4 protein-coding genes are annotated in these 18,090 nt (G+C 67.1%); 2 read left to right on the top strand and 2 right to left on the bottom strand.

What is annotated here, in order from left to right; genetic code table 11:
* Positions 1-3 precede the first annotated feature (3 nt).
* Positions 4-14,034, bottom strand: a complete 14,031-nt coding sequence (locus tag VKI00_RS08095) for a non-ribosomal peptide synthetase/type I polyketide synthase (protein WP_324436575.1) — start codon at positions 14,032-14,034, stop codon at positions 4-6.
* Positions 14,035-14,419: 385 nt separating this feature from the next.
* The gene (locus tag VKI00_RS08090; protein WP_324436573.1) at positions 14,420-15,790 is read right to left on the bottom strand and encodes a cytochrome P450; all 1,371 of its coding nucleotides are present in this window, start codon (positions 15,788-15,790) and stop codon (positions 14,420-14,422) included.
* A 675-nt stretch (positions 15,791-16,465) separates the two neighbouring features.
* Between VKI00_RS08090 and VKI00_RS08085 the strand changes: the two genes are divergently transcribed.
* Together VKI00_RS08085 and VKI00_RS08080 are read left to right on the top strand one after the other, a co-directional pair.
* Positions 16,466-16,963: a hypothetical protein gene (locus VKI00_RS08085; protein ID WP_324436572.1), complete on the top strand. Its 498-nt coding sequence runs from the start codon at positions 16,466-16,468 to the stop codon at positions 16,961-16,963.
* Between the two features lie 612 nt (positions 16,964-17,575).
* Positions 17,576-18,052, top strand: a complete 477-nt coding sequence (locus tag VKI00_RS08080; protein WP_324436571.1) for a VOC family protein — start codon at positions 17,576-17,578, stop codon at positions 18,050-18,052.
* Positions 18,053-18,090 lie beyond the last annotated feature (38 nt).

Here is an 18,090-nt window from a genome sequence, read left to right as displayed (position 1 = left end):
GCATCAGAAGCGGTACGTGGCGCAGCCGACCTGGACGCCTGAGCCGACGCTCACGATCAAGCCGACATCGCCAGAACTGACCCGTGTGTGCCGCCAGGCGTGCTCCAGCGCATACGGCAAGGAAGAGGTGAAAAGGTCGGCGTCGGCGGCGACATCGACGAACCGCGAGGTCGGGATGCCGATGCGCGCGGCCAGTTCCGCGCGGCCCGCGACCGACAGGTATGGGGGGAACACGACAGCGATCTGCGAGCGGTCCAGTCCCTCCAACTTCAACAGTTCCTCGACAGCAGCGGGGATCGTATCCCGGTAGTGGGCTTCCAGCTCTGGATCGCGATCGACCTGGAGCCAGCTCTGTCCATTTCGGTGCTGGACGTACGTGGACAGTGCCCGCCCGTACTCAGGATGGTGATGGAACACGAACTGGCCGAAGCCCGTTGTGCCATCGGAGTGGCCCAGGATCACAGCCGAGCCCGTCTCTCTGATGCCGAGCAAAGGATGGGCGCTTTCCGGGGTGTTGTTTTCCACCTCGGAAGCCACAACCATCGCGTGTTCGGCCTTTCCTGCGCTGATCATCTGAACGCCGACCTGGCAGGCGTTAAGGAATCCGACCGCGCCATTGAGTACGTCGAAGGCGAGAGTCTTGGGGTCGTCCGGAGACTCCAGGTCGTCGTTCACCCCTAACTCGCCGGCGACCAGCGCGGCGATGGCCGGTTCGCAGATGAAGTCGTCGCGGTACACCCCGGCGTGAATGATCAGACCGAGCGCCGCCCGGTCGAGATCACCGTGGTCGAGGCAAGCCGCGGCGGCCTGCACCGCGAGGTCGACCGCGCGTCGAGGACCGGACTGGTCGGCATGGGCGGTGCCGACCCCTTCGATGCGGACGCGGTGCGTAACTGGTCGCTGCGTGGAGCGTGAGCGTAAGCCTGTCGAGCGCCTGCCGCCGCGGTGGCCATTGGACCCCCGGCGCAGCCGGTCGGGCAAGTCGTCGAAGGTGTATAGCGCGGCGCCGACGGTTTGTCCGGAGCCGCTGATGCCGAAGACCACGTTGTCTCCGGACTGGATCCGGTTCCCCCGGATGTGGTCGCTGAGCGCCACGAAGTGTGTCGTGCTGGCGGTGTTTCCCCGCTCGGCCAGGTTGGAAATGATGTTGCCCGGATGGGCGACGGCGTGCCCAAACATCCGGTTCACCGCGAATACCGCGTCGTTGAGCGATGCTTCCGACGTCTGATGCATGACGATGTGATCGCAGTGCTCGGGCCGCCACCCGTGCCGACTCATCACCGCGGTGACGTATGGCACTGAACGCTTGACCGCCGCCGCCGTCGCGGCGATGGAGTCGCAGAGCATGATGGCGCCGCCGTGAGGCCCGTCGGTCGCCTTGGCCACGCACAGGTTGCTGTAACGGCCGAGGGTGGCCATATCGATGTCGTGGAAGCCGACGCGGCCGTTGGGACCGCGCTCCAGAATCACCGCGGCGCCGGCATCACCCAGGGTCAGGCACGCCAGACGCGCGTCCATCGGCCCCTCGATTTCCTTCTGCGCGGTCTCGGTGAGGTGGGTGATGTATTCGCCGCTGACCACCATGGCGCGCTGGACCAGCCCAGTCTGGAGGAATGCGTCGGCCACGGTGATGCCGGTGAACATCCCTGCGCACGCGTTGGTGATGTCGAAGGCAAGCGCGTTTGCCAGGCCGCATTGATCCCGTAACCGCGCCGCGGTGCTGGGCTCGAAGACGAATTTGTGCCCGGGCCCGTCGTAGCGGGAGATGTTGCAGGAGATGACCAGATCAATCTCCTCGGGCCCGTAGCTCGACCGGGCCAGGCAGTCAACCACCGCCTGCCGGGCGAGGTCGATCGAGAACTCGCCGTGCCCGGCCACCCGCCTGCGCTTGATGCCGGTCAGGCGTTCCAACGGTATGCCGATGTCGTTGACGCATCCGGCGAGGACGCTCTCGGTCGACATCACCTCTGCGGGCAGGTACGTGCCGATGCTTTCGATCACCGTGTTTCGCGTCTGCTGGCCGTTCGCATGCACGGGTACACCAGGACCGAGTGCGGCGAGGCAGTCCTCCGCTGCGCGCGATGTGATGACCTGACTTCCGTTCAAGTGTTTCGCAGTGTCTCCGAGATCCGGAGCGTCCTCGGCAGCCTGGTCGTATTCGGCGGCCTGGTCGTATTCGGCAGCCAGCTCGGCGACCGTGCCGAATAAGAACACCGACTCTGGTTTCAGCGGTAGGCCGGCTTCGTTCGCTTTTACCGCGACCTCCAGGCTGTGGGTCGAGCAGCCACCGAGTGCGAAGAAGTCGTCGTGAACGCCAACGCGTTCCACATCGAGCACCTCGCGCCAGATCTCGGCAAGGATCGTTTCGGCGCGCGTGCGCGGAGCGACGAAGGTCGGCTCCTGCACCGGCGCCGCTTCGTCCGCCGCCGCGAGAGCCCGGCGGTCCACCTTTCCGCTCGACGTGCGCGGCAGTGCCTCCGTCACACAGAAGACGGCCGGCACCATCGCTGCGGGAAGCCAGTCGAGGAGGAAGCGGCGCAGCTCAGCAGTGGTCGGCGCGGGTTCGCCCGCCGCCACGACATAGGCGACCAGACGGGTGTTCCCACGGCCGTCGTTCCCGGCGACCACCACGTTCTCCCGAACTCTGGGGTGTTTCTCCAGTGCAGCCTCGACCTCGCGCGGCTCGATCCGCACGCCGTGGATCTCCACCTGGTCGTCGAGGCGTCCCAGGTACTCGATGTTGCCGTCTGGCAGGTACCGAGCCAGGTCACCGGTGCGGTACAGCAGTTCGACGGGTTCGTCGGCGAACGGGTCGGCGATGAATCTGGCTGCCGTCGGGTCGGGTTGGTTGAGGTAGCCGCCGCCCACGCCGACCCCGCCGACGAAGAGCTCGCCCGGCACACCCACTGGCACCGGTTGGAGGTGGGCGTCCAGGAGATGGACGCGGACGTTGGCGATCGGTCGCCCGATCGGGACCGGGGGGTTGAAGGCACCAGCCTTGCAGTGAAAAGCGGTGGTGGTGATCGCGGTCTCAGCGGGGCCGTACTCGTTCCACAGCTCGGCATCCAGCGTGGCCAGGAAGCGCTGAGCGAGTTCGTACGGCAGCACTTCGCCGCCGCACGACACCCTGCGCAGCCCGACGCAGGCGGTCACGGCCGGCTCGGCAAGGAAGGAGCGCAGAATCGACGGCACGAAATGCACCACCTGGGTGACGGACTGCTCGGCGATGGTCCGAGCAAGGTAGGCGGGGTCCTTGTGGCCCTCAGGTTGTGCGATGACAAGCCGTGCCCCGACGATCAACGGCAAGAAGATCTCCGCCACCGAAGCGTCGAAGGTCACCGGCGTGTGGTGAAGCACCCGGTCGTCGACGGTGAGCTGGTAGGTTGCCTGCATCCACAGCAGGTAGTTGCGGAATCCCCCGTGGGTGTTGATCGCCGCCTTCGGGACACCAGTGGAGCCGGAGGTGTGGATGACATAGGCGGGGCTGGCCGATGTCGTGCCGGCGGGGGCCGGGATGGCGTGCTCGGCTTCCGACGTCGACGAGAGGTCGAGGCACAGCCGGTGACCAGTAAACCCTTGCAGCCGTTGCAGATGTCGCTGGTGCGTGACGCAGACGGGCACGCCGGCGTCGGTCATCATGGCGGAAATGCGGTTTGTCGGTTGCGCTGGGTCCAGCGGCATGACGGCGCCACCCGCCTTGAGCACGCCCAGGAAGGCCACGACCAGGTCTTCTGAGCGGTCGAGGAGGACAGCAACGATGCTGTCCGGCCCGACACCCAGGCGCTGCAGCCGATGTACCAGCGCACCCGTGCGCCGGTCGAGCTCCGCGTAGGTCATCTCGCGGTCGTCAAACCATACGGCGATCGCATCCGGGCGTCGTCGAGCCGTCGCCGCCACCATCTCATGAACGCAGTCGGGGGCCTCGTAACGGACCTGGCTTTCGTTCCACGCCGCCTGCTCACGGCGCTCCGTTTCGGTGAGCAGCGGCAGCTCCGACAAGCGCCTGTCAGGGTCGGCGACGATGCCGCCCAGCAGCGTCACGAAGTGCCTGGCCATACGCTCGATCGTCGCCTCATCGAAAAGGTCCGTGTTGTACTGCAACACGCAAGTGAACTGCCCGTCCGAATCGGCCACTTGCATCATCAAGTCCACGGGCGCACCGCCCTGGCCGATGTGTATCGTGTTCAGGTCCAGCCTCCCCGGACCTCCGGCCGCGGCCGTAGCGCCCGGCCCGTCCTGGAAGCGGCGCGGCTGTTCCCAGGCGAACGAGACCTGGAAGAGCGGTGTATGGCTCAGGTCACGGGCCGGCCGGAGCCGCTCGACGAGCAGCGCGAAGGGGTAGTCCGAGTGCGCGAGCGCCTCCAGAACCGTCTCCTTGACACGGCCCAGCAACGACGCGAACGTCGGGTCGCCGTGCAGGTCGGCGCGAAGAACTACCGGGTTGGCAAGGTAGCCGACTAGGCCCTCCAGCCCCGGCCGGTCGCGGCAGCCGAATGGTGAGCCGATGGGGAGGTCGTCCTGGCCGCTGTAGCGGTGCAGCAGCGTGGCGTAGGCCGCTAGGAACGTCATGTACGGCGTCGCGCCGGCCCTCCGGCCCACCTCCTTGACCCCAGTACCCAGCCGACCGTCGAGGATGAAGCCATGCACCGCCCCGCGATAGGTCTGAGCCGCCGGTCGTGGCCGGTCGATGGGTAACTGGACGTTCGGGATGTCGCCGGCCAACTGCCGGCGCCAGTAACCCCAGAGGCGTTCCCCCTCGGCACCCGAGAGCATCTGGATCTGCCAGTCCACGTAGTCGACGTAGCGCTCCGGGCAAGGCGGGGGCGGGTCTGAACCGTGTTCTGCGGCGTAAAGCAGGCGCAGCTCGTCGAGAATGACGTCGATAGACCAGAAGTCGACGGCGATGTGATGCACCACCAGGACCAGGACATGCTCGTTGGGTGTGCGCCGTAGCAGACTGAGCCGGAGCACCGGGCCCGTCTGCAGGTCGAACGGACGATTGGACTCCCGACGTAGCCATTCGTGGAGGTGCAGCTCGTCGGGGCCCAGGTCGTGTCGGGCGATCCGCACCGGCCCCTGCGGATGAACGACTTGAACCGGCTGGCCGTCGTGTACGGCGTACGTAGTGCGCAGTATCGGGTGCCGCTCGACAAGCGCCTGGGCGGCGCGTTCCAGCGCCGACACATCGACGTCACCCGTGATCCCCCCGGCATAGGTGATGGTGTAGGCCGGGCTGGCCGGCGCGAGTTTATGGAGGAACCACAGGGACCGTTGTCCGTACGACAACGGATGCACCAAGGCCGAAACATCCGCGACATCGGTCGCCGCCTGGGCCGGCGCCTCCCCCGGCGGCGTTCCGCGCGTGTCGGCTGCCGGGGTCGGATCGGGCCGGGCTGGACCGACGTCGGAAAGGCGGTCGCCAAGCCGGGTGGCGAGCTGCGTAATGGTTGGTCCATCCAGCAGCGTGACGACCGGCACGACGATGCCCAAGTCGCGCTCGATCTGGGTACGCAGCTCCGTCGCGATCAGCGAGTCGACGCCGAGATGGTTGAGGGGCAGTTCGATGTCCAGCCGCGACGGTGCCAGACCGAGTTTGCCGGCTGCTTGATCGCGCAGGTAGGACTCGAGCAGCCGCTGGCGCTCCGCCGGGCCCGTGCGGCGCACCTCGTCGTCGAGGTGAGCTCCTGGTGCACGCGTGCCGTCAAGGTGAGCTCCCGGTGCACGCGCGCCGCCCGTCGTCAGCTCGCCGTTCAACGACTCGGGACCGAGGTACGCGAGCAGGGGTCGATCCATGCCGGGGCGTAGCCCGGTGCGCCACTGGGCCCAGTTGACCCGCAGGACGGCAACCTGCGTGGCGGACACCCGAAGCAGGTGCGACAGCGCCTGGACGCCGTCAGCCGCCGGCATGGGCTCGACGCCGTGCTCGATGAGGTGACGCAGTTGTTCGGGCCGAGTGGCGAGACCGACCTCGGCCCATGGTCCCCAGTTGATGCTCAACGCCGGCCGATCCTCCGCCCGCCGATGCCACGCCAACGCATCCAGGAATGCGTTCGCCGCCGCGTAGTGCGCCTGACCCGGCGAACCCAGCACCGACGCGGCCGACGAGAAGAGCACGAAGAAGTCCAGTGCCGCGTCTCGGGTCAGCGCGTGCAGGTTCCAGGCGCCCTCAACCTTGGGCGCCATGACGTCGCGCAGGCGTCGCTCGTCGAGGCGCGCAAGGATACCGTCGTCGAGGATTCCCGCCGCGTGCACGACCCCACGCAGCGGCGGCATTGACGCGCGGATTGACTCGACCACGGCCGCGACCTGGTCCGCCCTGGCGACGTCCCCGCGCGCGACGATGACCTCACTGCCGGCCGCTCGCATCGCGTCGACCGTCACCTGCGCGGACTTCGAGGCGGGGCCACGCCCCATCAGCACCAGATGCCGGGCGCCCTGGTCGACCATCCACGTGGCGACGGCACGGCCAAGCCCGCCAAGGCCGCCGGTGATCAGATACGTGGCTTCGGCTTCGAACCCGACCGGGGGCTCGGCGGGGTGGGCAACTGGTGGCACGCCTTGGTCCAGCGACACGACGACCTTGCCGATTTGTTTGCCCTGCACCAGGCACCGAACGGCTGCGGCGGTCTCCCCAACTGGGAACGTACGCACGGGCGGCGGGCGCAATGCGCCCTGCTCGACGCACGCCACGATCCGGCGCAACAGGGCGCCGACATCATGGGGACGATCGACGACAAGTTGCGCCAGATCGATGACCATGTACGACGCGTTGTGCCGCAGCTGCCACAGGCGTAGCCGGCCGTGCCCGTAGAGGTCGCGCTTACCGATCTCCAGAAAGCGGCCAAACGGCCTCAGGACCGTCAGGCCCTTGGCGATCGCCTCGCCCGTCAACGAATTGAGCACGACATCGACGCCCTCGCCCCCGGTAGCGCTGAGTACCTCATCGGCGAACGCGAGGGAACGTGAGTCCGAGACGTGCTCGACGCCGAGTGCGTACAGGTGGTCTCGCTTCTCCGGGGTGCCAGCGGTTGCATACACCGTCGCGCCGAGCCAGCGGGCGACCTCGACCGCCGCAAGACCGACGCCGCCGGCCGCGGAATGGATGAGGACGCGCTCCCCGCGGCGCAGCCGTGCCTGTTCATGAAGGGCGTAGTAGGCCGTCAGGTATGCGATCGGTAGCGAGGCCGCTGCCTGGAAACTCAGCTGCGCCGGCATCACGGCCACCAGGCACGCACGGGTAGTCACGAACGAGCCGACGCCGTCCATCGCCAACGCGACGACGGCGTCCCCCACCCGAAACCCGTCAACGCCGTCGCCGACGGCGGTGACTGTGCCGGCGCATTCGATCCCCACCCGCACCGGCCCATCGACCTGACCGGGATACACGCCGAGGGCCCGCATCGCGTCCATGAAGTTGAGCCCCGCGGCATGCACACGGATCTCGACCTCATCCGACCCGGGCACCCGCCGGGTGGCGGCCTGGGCCCGAATATCGTCGAGCACGCCCGGCACCGCATACTCCATCCGGAACGCCACATCGGTACCGCGCGCGGGGGGCTGGTCCTGCGCATGGGGCTGGGCCGGCGCGGGAGGGCGTACCGGGTGACCCGCGTCGTCATGGCGGGCGAGCCGCGCGACGTAGCGCAGGCTGCCACGCAGGGCCACGTCATGCTCGGGGCCATCCGCCCACAACTCGTCGAACAGGGCCCGAAGCTCTTCGGGCCCTCCGTCCGCCGACAGGTCGACTCGCGAACAGCGCACCTCGGGGTGCTCGTGGTCGATGCTGCGGCCCATCCCCCACAACGGCGCCTGAGCGATCGACACGGGCGCGACGACGGCGTCGGCCACCTGCGCCCCCCGTGTCACCAGCCATAGGCGCGGAGTGTCCGGCCAGCCGACCAGCGTCAGTGCCTGCGCGAGATGCAGCACGCTCAACGTGCCCAGCACCCGCGCCGACTCCAGCGAGTCGGTCGACGTCTCCCCCGGCGTTGCGGACAGCAGGCTCCACAAGTGCGCTACGCCACGGCAGGGTGGCCGATTGGCCCCGAACGCTTCTTCTAAGAGTCGGCGAAAGTGCTGCGGCTGCGCCGGATCGAGGCGGTACCCGTCCGGTCCGACGCGCTCGAAGTCGACGCCCGGCTCAACCAGCACGCACGTCTGAGAATGCCACTCGAGGTGATCCCGCAGTGTGTCCGAGATGGCACTGCCGTCGCTGAAGATCAGCCAGCTTCCCGCTTCGACCGACCGGCTCTGAGCGTCTTCGACCGACCGGCTCGAAGCGTCGTCCGGCGGGGTTTGTGTCGCGAGCTGCCACCGCAGCTCGTAAATTCGGTCGTGCAGATCCGATGCTTCCTTCGCAGGCATGTCCCCCGCGACCCGCTGAAGACGCAGCCCACGGGCCGACAGCACCACCTGCCCGTCCTCGCGTAGCAAGAACACGTCACCTTCGACGGTATCCGGCTCGGGGTCGGGCGCCGGGCGCAGCAACGCATGGCACCACGCCCCGCCCTGGGAAGTCCCTTGACTTCGCAGTTCGGCCACACCCACCGGCAGGTACGTATCGCGCGCCGGCGGGTATGTATCGCGCGCCGGCCCGGCGGCGGCGATGCGTGCGGGAAGCGTCGCGGCCAGGACCTGGAAGCAGGCATCCAGGACTTGGGCGTCGAAGTCGTCATCGTCGGCTGTGGAGCCGCCCGCCACCGGTGGTGTCAGCCGGGCGATCGCCTCCCCGTCGCGGCGCCAGATCTCTTCCACCGCCTGGAAGCCTGGCCCGTACTGGAGGCCGTGTTCTGCCAGGAGGCGATAGAACGACGGCCCGGGGATCGCCTCTGGACAGTAGTTCAGGGTTTCCTCGGGGAGATGCCGTCCACCGTCGGCGGCGTCCGGCTCACCCGTATCGACGGTGCCGCTTGCGAGCAGCGACCACCCCGACGATCCCGGCGTGCCGATATCCAGGGCGTAGCACTCGAAGAAGACCGTGCCCAGCGGATCCCCCCGGAGTACGACCTGCACCGTGCGCTGCTGCGCGTCGGCGAGCGCGAGCGACCGGTGGAAGACGACGTCACGGAGCAGACGCCTCGCTGCACCGAAGGCCGCCGCGGCCCCGGACAACACAAACTTGAGGAGAGTCGCCGCCGGGAGGACTACTGAACCGTGGACCCGATGGTCCGTCAGCACCGGCATCAGCTCGGTGCTGATCTCGATTTCACAGAACACCGTCTGCGGGTCTACGGACGAGCGCAGCGGCCCACGCCAGGGCAGCTGGTCGGACACGGCCCGCCCTACCGGCGCATCGCTCGCGGTGGTCGCGTCCGGCCAGAACCGATGGCGCTGCCAGGGGTAGGTGGGCGCCGCCACGCATCGGCCACCCCAGGGATGCAGCTGCTCCCATGCAACGGGCTGCCCGCGGGTGTAGAGAGTGCCGAGCGACGCGAGCACGGTGGCGCGTCCCCCGTCATCACGGCGCATCGACGGCAGCACGGTGCAAGCGCGGCCACTGTCCTCCGCGTCCTCTCGCACCGCGCTCAGCAGGATCGGATGCGGGCTGACCTCCAGGAACGTGTCACGGCCCAGCTCGAGCAGCCGTCGCACCGCCACCGAAAAACGCACCGGCGAGCAGAGGTTCTCCACCCAGTAGGCGTCGTCGAGCGCCCCGTCGGCCAGCACGTCGCCGGTCACCGTCGAGTACATGGGTATCCCTGCAGCCGCAGGCCGCAGCCCGGCGAGCGCGTTTTTCAGATCGGCGCGCAGCGGGTCCATCTGCGGGCCATGGGAGGCCACGTCGACATTCACCCAGCGACAGAATCGGCCGCGCTGCTGCAGCACCGTGACGAGATCGGTCAACACCGCGGGATCGCCGGAAAGCACCATCGATCGATGGCTGTTGATCGCCGCGACGGCGACCCGATTCTGCCGGCCGGCGATGAGCTCCTGCGCTTCCGCAAGGGAGAGCTCCGCGGCCACCATGGCCCCGCGGCAAGACGGCCGCCGGAGCAGCCGAGCCCGCCCGCAGATGACCTGTGCCGCATCTTCCAAGCTCAGAGCGCCCGCGACGTGTGCCGCCGCCACCTCACCCAGGCTGTGGCCTACCACGGCCTCTGGCTCGACCCCCCATGACCGCCACAGTGCGGCCAGCGCAACCTGGACCGCGAAGATCGCGGGCTGGACCATGCCGATGTCGCTCAGCCAGGAATCGCCATGGTCGGCCAGAAGTTCGGTGAGTACGGATCCGTCCAGGTGCGGGCGCATGGCGCGGTCGCACATCGCCAGCGCATGCCGAAACACCGGCTCCTGCGCATACAACCGCTGTCCCATGCCGAACCACTGCGAGCCCTGGCCGGAGAAGACGAAGACCACGCCCGGTCGTGGGCCGGGACGGCAATGTCCGGAGGAGAGTCCGGGGTGAGGCACTCCCTGCCGGTACGCGGCGAGAGACTCTGACAACTCCGCGGGCGAGCCGCCGACCACGGCCAACCGATGATCGTGGTGGCCGCGCCGCGCGCCCGCTGTGTAACAAAGATCGGTAAGCGGCATCCCGGCCGCAAGCGCCTCCTCGTAGCGGCCCGCAAGTGCGGCCAAGGCCTCGGGGGACCGGGCGGACACCGGAAGGAGCTCCACGCGATCCTCCACCGTGTCGTCCGCCGGCTGCGTCAGCCGAACCGGCGGAGCCTCGGTCAGCACGACGTGTGCGTTGACGCCGCCGAAGCCGAACGCGCTGACTCCCGCGACCGCTCGGCCGCCGTTCTCCGGCCACGGAGTGAGGCTCTCCGCGACGCGCAATGGCAGGCTGTCGAATGGGATGTGCGGGTTGGGCACGGTGAAGTTCAGGCTCGGCGGAATCATCCGGTGGCGAAGCGCCAGCGCTACTTTGATGAGCCCGGCCACCCCGGCCGCCGCCTCCAGGTGGCCGATGTTGGTCTTGACCGAACCGACCAGGCACCGGCTGCCCGGCGCGCGGCCCTCCGCCAGAACCGTACCGAGCGCTTTCGCCTCGATCGTGTCGCCCAGGGACGTGCCCGAGCCGTGCGCTTCGACGTACTCGACCACACCTGGCGACAGATCCGCCCGCCGGTAGGCCTCGGCCAACACGGCCTCCTGCGACTGCCGGCTGGGGGCCATCAACCCGTTGGTCCGACCGTCTTGGTTGGTCGCGCTGCCACGGATCACCGCGTAGATCGGGTCACCGTCGGCCAACGCCTGACTCAACGGCTTAAGCACGACGATCGCGGCGCCTTCGCCCCGCACGTATCCGTCAGCCCGGGCGTCGAAAGTCTTGCAGCGGCCGTCGGCTGCCATCACCCCGGCCTTGCTGAAGTTTATAGACAGCGCCGGCGACAGGATGATGTTCGCGCCGCCAGCGAGGGCGAGCGTGCAGTCGCCCTCGCGCAGGCTGCGGCATGCCAGGTGGATGGCGAGCAACGACGACGAGCAGGCGGTGTCGATCGCCATACTTGGTCCGCGGAAGTCGAGGACGTATGAGAGCCGGTTGGCGGCGATGCTCAATGCGTTTCCGGTGCCGGTGTAGGCGTCGACAAGCGCAAGCCGGCCAAACTGGAGGGGCCCGTACTCGTTTGTGGAGATGCCGATGAACACCCCGGTCCGGCTGCCCTCGAGCCGCTTCGGCACCTGCCCGGCGTCTTCCAACGCCTCCCACGCCACCTCCAGCAGCAGACGTTGCTGCGGGTCCATTCGCACCGACTCTCTCGGCGAGATGCCGAAAAACTCCGGGTCGAACTGGTCCACCTGATCGAGGAACCCACCCCAACGCGTTGCCGTGGTGGTCACATCCGGGCGGTAGAAGGCGTCCGCGCCCCAGCGGTCCGGCGATATCTCGGTGATGGCGTCCACGCCGTTGGAAAGCAGCCGCCAGAAGGCCGCCGGCCCGTCGGCACCCGGAAACCGGCAGCCGATGCCAACGATGGCGATCGGCTCATCCGCGCTTTCGGCGCGCGCGTCGACGTTGATCCCGTTCGGTGCGGCGGTGCGTCCGTCGGCGGGTGCGTCCTCGGCCAAAAATTTGGAAATGAGGTCGATCGTCGGGTACTCGTACGCGAGTGTGGGCGAGAGCTCGCGTCCCAGCCAGCCTTGCAGCGCGGCGGTCAGCCGGATGGCATGGACCGAGTCAAGACCGTAATGGGCGAACGGCACGGTGGTCTCGATCTCCGTCGGTAAGAGGCCGAGCTCGGAAGAAAGCTGCGAGACGAACCAAGCCGCGATTTCCTCCGCGAGCTGCCCGGCGCGCCCCGGTGCCGCGTTGTCAGGCGGTGCGACCGGCTGGGAATCGCTTGCAGGAGGCTGGCGCCACTCGGCGAACAGCGCGAGGGCGCCGTCGAGGAACCGCTGCCGGCACCTGCTGCGCCGGATCTTGCCACTCGACGTGGTGGGGATCCGTAGCGGCTCCACCAAAAGGACGGCGTGCGCCTGGATCTCATGCTGCGCGGTGATCGCGGTCCGGATTGCGGCGATGACCTCGCTGACGTCGGCCTCAGCGATCCGACTGCGGTCAACCTCCTGCACGACGATCAGCTGTTCGGCGCCGCCCGATGCCGGCGTGACCGAGAAGGCCGCCCCGCGGCCGCGCAGCAGCGCCGGATGGCTGTCCTGCACCGTGGCCTCGATGTCTTCGGGGTAGTAGTTACGGCCACGGATGATGATGAGATCCTTCAGCCGTCCGGTGACGAACAATTCGTCTTCCAGTTGAAAACCCAGGTCCCCTGTGCGCAGGAACGGTCCGCGCCCGGTCTCTGAGAGGAACGCCGAGAATGTCTCCTCCGTCTCGGCCGGCCTGCGCCAATAGCCCCGCGCGACGCTTCCCCCGGCGAGCCAAATCTCCCCGACCTCGCCGGCCCGGCTCGGCCGCCGCGCCGCGGGGTCCACGATGACGATCTCCTGGCCGTGCTGTACCCGACCGCAGCCGACGAACGGCGTCGCGGCAGGGTGTTGGGGCGCAACCTCCAGCACGCGGTGCTCGCGCAGCGCGATGGCGTCCACGTGTCGCACCACCGGCACGGTGGAATCGGACCCACCCGACACCAGCAAGGTCGCCTCGGCCAGCCCATACACCGGATGGAACGTCTCCGGCCGAAAGCCAGCCACGGCGAAGGCGTTGGTGAACCGCTGGAGGGTCGCCACACGCACCGGCTCCGCGCCACACAAGGCCGTCGACCAGTTCGACAGATCGAGCGCCGCGCGTTCCTCCGCGCTGCTGTGTTCGATGCAAAGCTCGTAGGCGAAGTTCGGCGCGGCGGTGATCGTGGCGCCGTGTCGGGAAATAGCATCCAGCCAACGCATCGGGCGCTCGATGAAAGCCTCCGGCGGCATGAGGAAGGACGTGCCTCCCAGGTAAAGCGTTTCGAGGACACCACCGATGAGACCCATATCGTGATGGAGCGGCAGCCAGAACACGCCGATGTCGTGGTCGCTGCATGCCCCCCGGATGGCCTCCAGGTTGTGGAGTAGGTTGCCGTGCGTCACCACGACGCCTCTGGGCGAGCTCGTCGAGCCCGAGGTGTACTGCAAGAAGGCGGTTGCGCTCGGGTCGACGTCTGGCTCAACCCACTCCGCTGCGGCGGCTGGGAGGACGGCGTCCGCGGCACGCCACTGCAGGCGATCCCCACCGGGCAACTCGTCCACCACGGCCTTGAGCTCCGACTGCGACTCGGCGGTGGTCAGCGCAAAACGCGCTTGGGTATCCGCGACAATCGACGCGACGCGGCCGATTACCCGGCTGCGCACCGGCGGGTGCACCGGTACCGCGGTGGCTCCGGCATAGATACATCCGAAGAAGCCGGCGACAAAGTCCAGGCCCGAGGGGCAGAGGACCAGTACACGTTCGCCCGCAGCGCCCTGTCGTTGCAAAGTCGACGCGATTGCCCGAGCCTTGATGTCCAGTTCGTGATAGGTCAACCGGCTATGCTCTTCCCCGGCGGGGGAATAGCGACAATAGTCAAATGCAACCTTGTCTCGATAACGCTCTGCTCCGTGCCGCACAAGGTCCAGCAGAGTTCGTGCCGTGAACGCCGTGTCCTCTGGCATCTCGTCACCTGATCTTGAGCTGTGGGTTCTCGTCACTTTATCTTGACGCCAGCAGCAGCGCTTGGTTTATGCACCGCGTCTGGGATGCGAGCCGATACCCACGCTCGCCACAGAAATGCCGGCGAGCCTGATTCGCCACGACTCGCCAGGCTCACCATGACCGGGTTACTAGTGGCCTCCCATCCGGTGACCCAAAGAGGCGTTGCAGTTAACCGTTGTGCGAACCGCCACTACCTCTGGCACACCATTGCCCGGAAGGGCATTTCGGCCCTTGCCGCCCGGCCGGAGTGCCTGAATCGGGCGAAAATGGCAACCGGGGAGACTGGTGCGCTGCGCGAGGCAGCAGCTCGATTAGCTGAGCAACTTCACCTGGCGGCTCACCGGTTCAGTCGCGCGCGGTCAGCACGACTGGGGCCCCGCCAGCCGGCACCGGTAATGGGTGTTTGCGGCTAGAGCGACCGCCGCGGCGACCGTCGGCCGCGCGGAGCCGACGGTGCTGGAACAGGGTCCGCAACAGCACGCGCGCCTCGAACAGCGCGAACTCCGCGCCAAGGCAGTAGTGCGCACCGCCGCCGAACGGCACCCAGGTGTAGGCCTGCGGTCGCGAGCTCAGAAATCGTTCGGGCCGAAACGCGAGCGGGTCAGGATAAAGGTCGGCGCGCTCGTGCAGCGCCATGATCGCAATCATGATGAACGCGCCGCGGGGGACGAGCAGCCCGTTGAGGTTGAAGGCCGCTAGCGCGCGGCGGCCGGTGAACGGCAACGCCGGGCGCAGCCGCAACGTCTCAGCGATGGCCGCGTCGAGGTAACCCTCCTCGCCGCGGGCCAGGCTCTGCTCGAGTGCTGCGAGCGCGTCGGAGTGGTGGACAAGCAGGTCGGCAAACCAGCCGAGAGTGACCGTCGTGGCCGCGTAGCCGGCCAGCATCAGCCCGCGCATCGAGCGCGCCAGGAATGCGTCGTCGTGGGGCTCGTCCTCCTGCTCGTTGAGCTCCAGATAGATGGTCAGGCAGTCGTCGCTGCGTGATCCCGTACGCCGGCGCTCGGCGATCTCCTCGAGGACGATCGCGTCGACCGCGGCGGCGGTGCGCGCTAACCGCGGGATGGCCGCCCAGCGGCCGCGTAGCGCCGTCGACAGCATGCCGACGCCGAGGAAGCTTGGGCTCTCCGCAACCGCGCCGTAGGCGAGCATCGCGCGCTCCAAGCGCCGCATCCGCTCGGGCTTCGAGACGCCGAAGATCACCGTCATCATGACGTCGAGCGCGAGCTGTCCGCCGATGGTGCTGAACCTGACAGGCTTGCCGAGCGGATAGTCCGGCAACCTCCGGAGCACGATGTCAACCATCGCGCGCTCGTAAGACTTGAGCACCTTGCCGTGTAACGGCGGCGCGATCTTGCGGCGCTCCGTCAGGTGAGCCTCGCCCTCACGGAAGATGTACGCGTCGCTGCCGAACAGCGGCTCATGGGGCGTAAAGCGGCGCAGCATCTCGCCGAAAGAGAGCGCGCCGTCCCGGTCGGCGAAGACCGCTTTGGCGTCCTGAGGGGACGAGGTGATGACTACCTTCGGACCCATATGAACATCGATCAGGAAGCGGTCGCCCAGGCCCCACAATGGCGAGCGTTGCCTCCCAGGCCGGAAGAACCGGCCGTGGTCACGCGCCAAGTCCCGGATTCCAACCCTGGGCAACGTATCCAGGGAGGACAGCCGACGCTCGGGAGCTGTGTGGGTTTCACGGTTGCCCCCCGTGCTGGCGGTCATCACGTGCCTCCAAGTTCAAAAGTCACAGGCCCGCTGCGCATGTCAAGTCCTGAGCTCAGTGTCGCCGGCCCGGCAAACCGCCCAACCTGGCGAAGCCCTGCCGTTCATCCAACGCTAACGGTTATCCGTGAGGTGAATGATGAAATTCAGTCAGTTTTTGGCACCGGCCGGCGCGGCCCCAATACGGCCGGGTGCGAGGCAGCTCCAGCAGCACCGCCTCCCTTATGGAATGAGCGTCAAGGATCAGCCGAAGTAACTGTCAAGAATCAGCCGAGCTCATACAGCGAGGCCGCTCGGGCGGGCAGGGCTCGAACCCGCGACCAACGGATTTGCTACTGGCCTTTCCCGACGATGCCCGATTGTACCCGTCTTCGCCTGCGTAACAATACTTTTCGGCCGCCAACGTATCCGGCGAGGGCCCGTCCATTCCGGTCGATTCCCGGTCATTGGCGGCGAATAAACGGCGACGGATGCCTCCACTGACTGAGACGGGTCACCGCAGAGTGCACTCAGCCAATGGGCACGCGGTCCTTTTGGGCTACCTGGCCCAGCTTCCGGCGAATCGACGACGGACGATCGTGCCGAACTAGTAGCCGCACATGCGTCACTGTGACGTATGAGGCAGCACCTCAACGCCGGCCCGGTTGGGTCGGTCGTCGTAGCTACGCTGAGACGGTGACGGAATTCGAGTACCAGCCAGAAGACGGCGTTCTTATCCTCTGGGTACTCACTGTCTCCGGTTACGACGACCAGATCGATGGTGATTGGGGCGAGGCACTGGACACGCTGAGCGATGTCGAGCACGTGATCGAGAACCTCGAGGATGAGTACCGAGACGAAACAGGCGCGGCACTTGTACGGGTTCACGGAGCGCACGGCTGGCGAGAGTTCGAGTGGGACAACAGCGCGCTGCATCCGTACGAATGGAACCACGCCCTGCTGGACATGCGATGCAGCCGCTGCAAAAGCCCCGACAACGATCTGTATATGGTCACCGACGAAATATGGGCGAGTTCCGGTTTCGGTTCCGGCATCGATGGAAGGGTGTGCTTTCGGTGCCTCGAAAAAGCCATCGGAAGGCTGCTGGTACCCTCCGACTTCAAGCCGGGACTACCTGCCAACGACGGTCACCATCACGGTCCCGAGCTGCGGCAACGGATGGGTTACACCTGACATTGGCCACCGAGCCAGTGGTCGCGAACGCGCTGGCTGCTCTAGCTCCCATCTCAGATCCAGGGGTCGTGCCGCGTTCAAACAACGTTGGCGTTCGCTTGACTCAACTGCCTTCCTGCGCTAGCAGACTACGTAGACGGGCCTCTAACCGGACCAGCGCGGATTCGACCTCGTGCCACTCCTGTTGCCATCGACGGTCGAACCGCACTTCGCTGCGACAAGTGCCGAGAACTGTCCAATAACTCGTTGGTCAGCTCGGCAAATAGCTCTCAGCGCCGGGTCGGCGTTCCAACTTGATTATCAGATGCTCCTATGTTGCGGCAATGGTTTTAGGGGTTGTTGGTGGTGGTAGCTCGGTCACGTCCGTTTGTCCCTCGGCCATGGTCAGGGGCGTGCGGATCACGCCGGCCGAGACCGTGTCGATCCGGATCCCGTGCTGGGCGTAATCCGATACCGTCGCCTTGGTGTCAGGCCGAGCAGCGCGTGCTTGGAAGCGGTGTGGACGGGGTTCTGCTTGAGGATTGTGTGCGCCTCGACCGGCGCGATGTTGATAGCATCGGCTGCACACCCCGTCGTCAGCGGGGTGTGAGACCCAACCAGTGGGGATACCAGATGGCCGAGCTCCCACCGCCCCCAGAGGGAATTGTGCTGGCCCACTTCATCGTCTCGGACGATGTCGAGCGTTCTCGGCGCTTCTATACCGAAGTACTCGGCGGCAGGGTGGTCTTCTCCGGCGAGGGGGGTGACGCGGTGACATACGTCGCACTAGCCAACAGCTTTATCATCATCAATGTCGGTGGAGGCCCGACCGATGACAAGCCGTCGGTCAGCCTGGAGACGCCCCGCGATCCCGACCGGGTCAGCAGCTTCCTCAATATCCGAGTCGCAGACATCGAGGCCGTGTACGCCGAATGGAGCGCCCGGGGTGCTCAATTCCTGACGCCGCCGAAACAGCACCAGTACGAGATCCGTTGCTACATTCGCGATCCCGACGGTCATCTGATCGAGGTGGGGCAAACCACGGACCCAGAGGGGGACTGGTCGCCCGCTCACTGGCCATCGACTACGCTCGCCGAGCAGACCGAGTGAATGCCGAGATCACCGGCGAAATCCTTCACATCGACGGT

Source organism: Mycobacterium sp., from assembly GCF_035314665.1.
In the GTDB taxonomy this organism is placed as follows: domain Bacteria; phylum Actinomycetota; class Actinomycetes; order Mycobacteriales; family Mycobacteriaceae; genus Mycobacterium.
This window is presented reverse-complemented; position numbering and strand designations above follow the sequence as displayed.

Bases quoted from the DNA above. Each gene is read 5' to 3' on its own strand.
- VKI00_RS08090 (WP_324436573.1), bottom strand. From the start codon at position 15,790: ATGACCGCCAGCACGGGGGGCAACCGTGAAACCCACACAGCTCCCGAG.
- VKI00_RS08095 (WP_324436575.1), bottom strand. From the start codon at position 14,034: ATGCCAGAGGACACGGCGTTCACGGCACGAACTCTGCTGGACCTTGTG.
- VKI00_RS08080 (WP_324436571.1), top strand. From the start codon at position 17,576: ATGGCCGAGCTCCCACCGCCCCCAGAGGGAATTGTGCTGGCCCACTTC.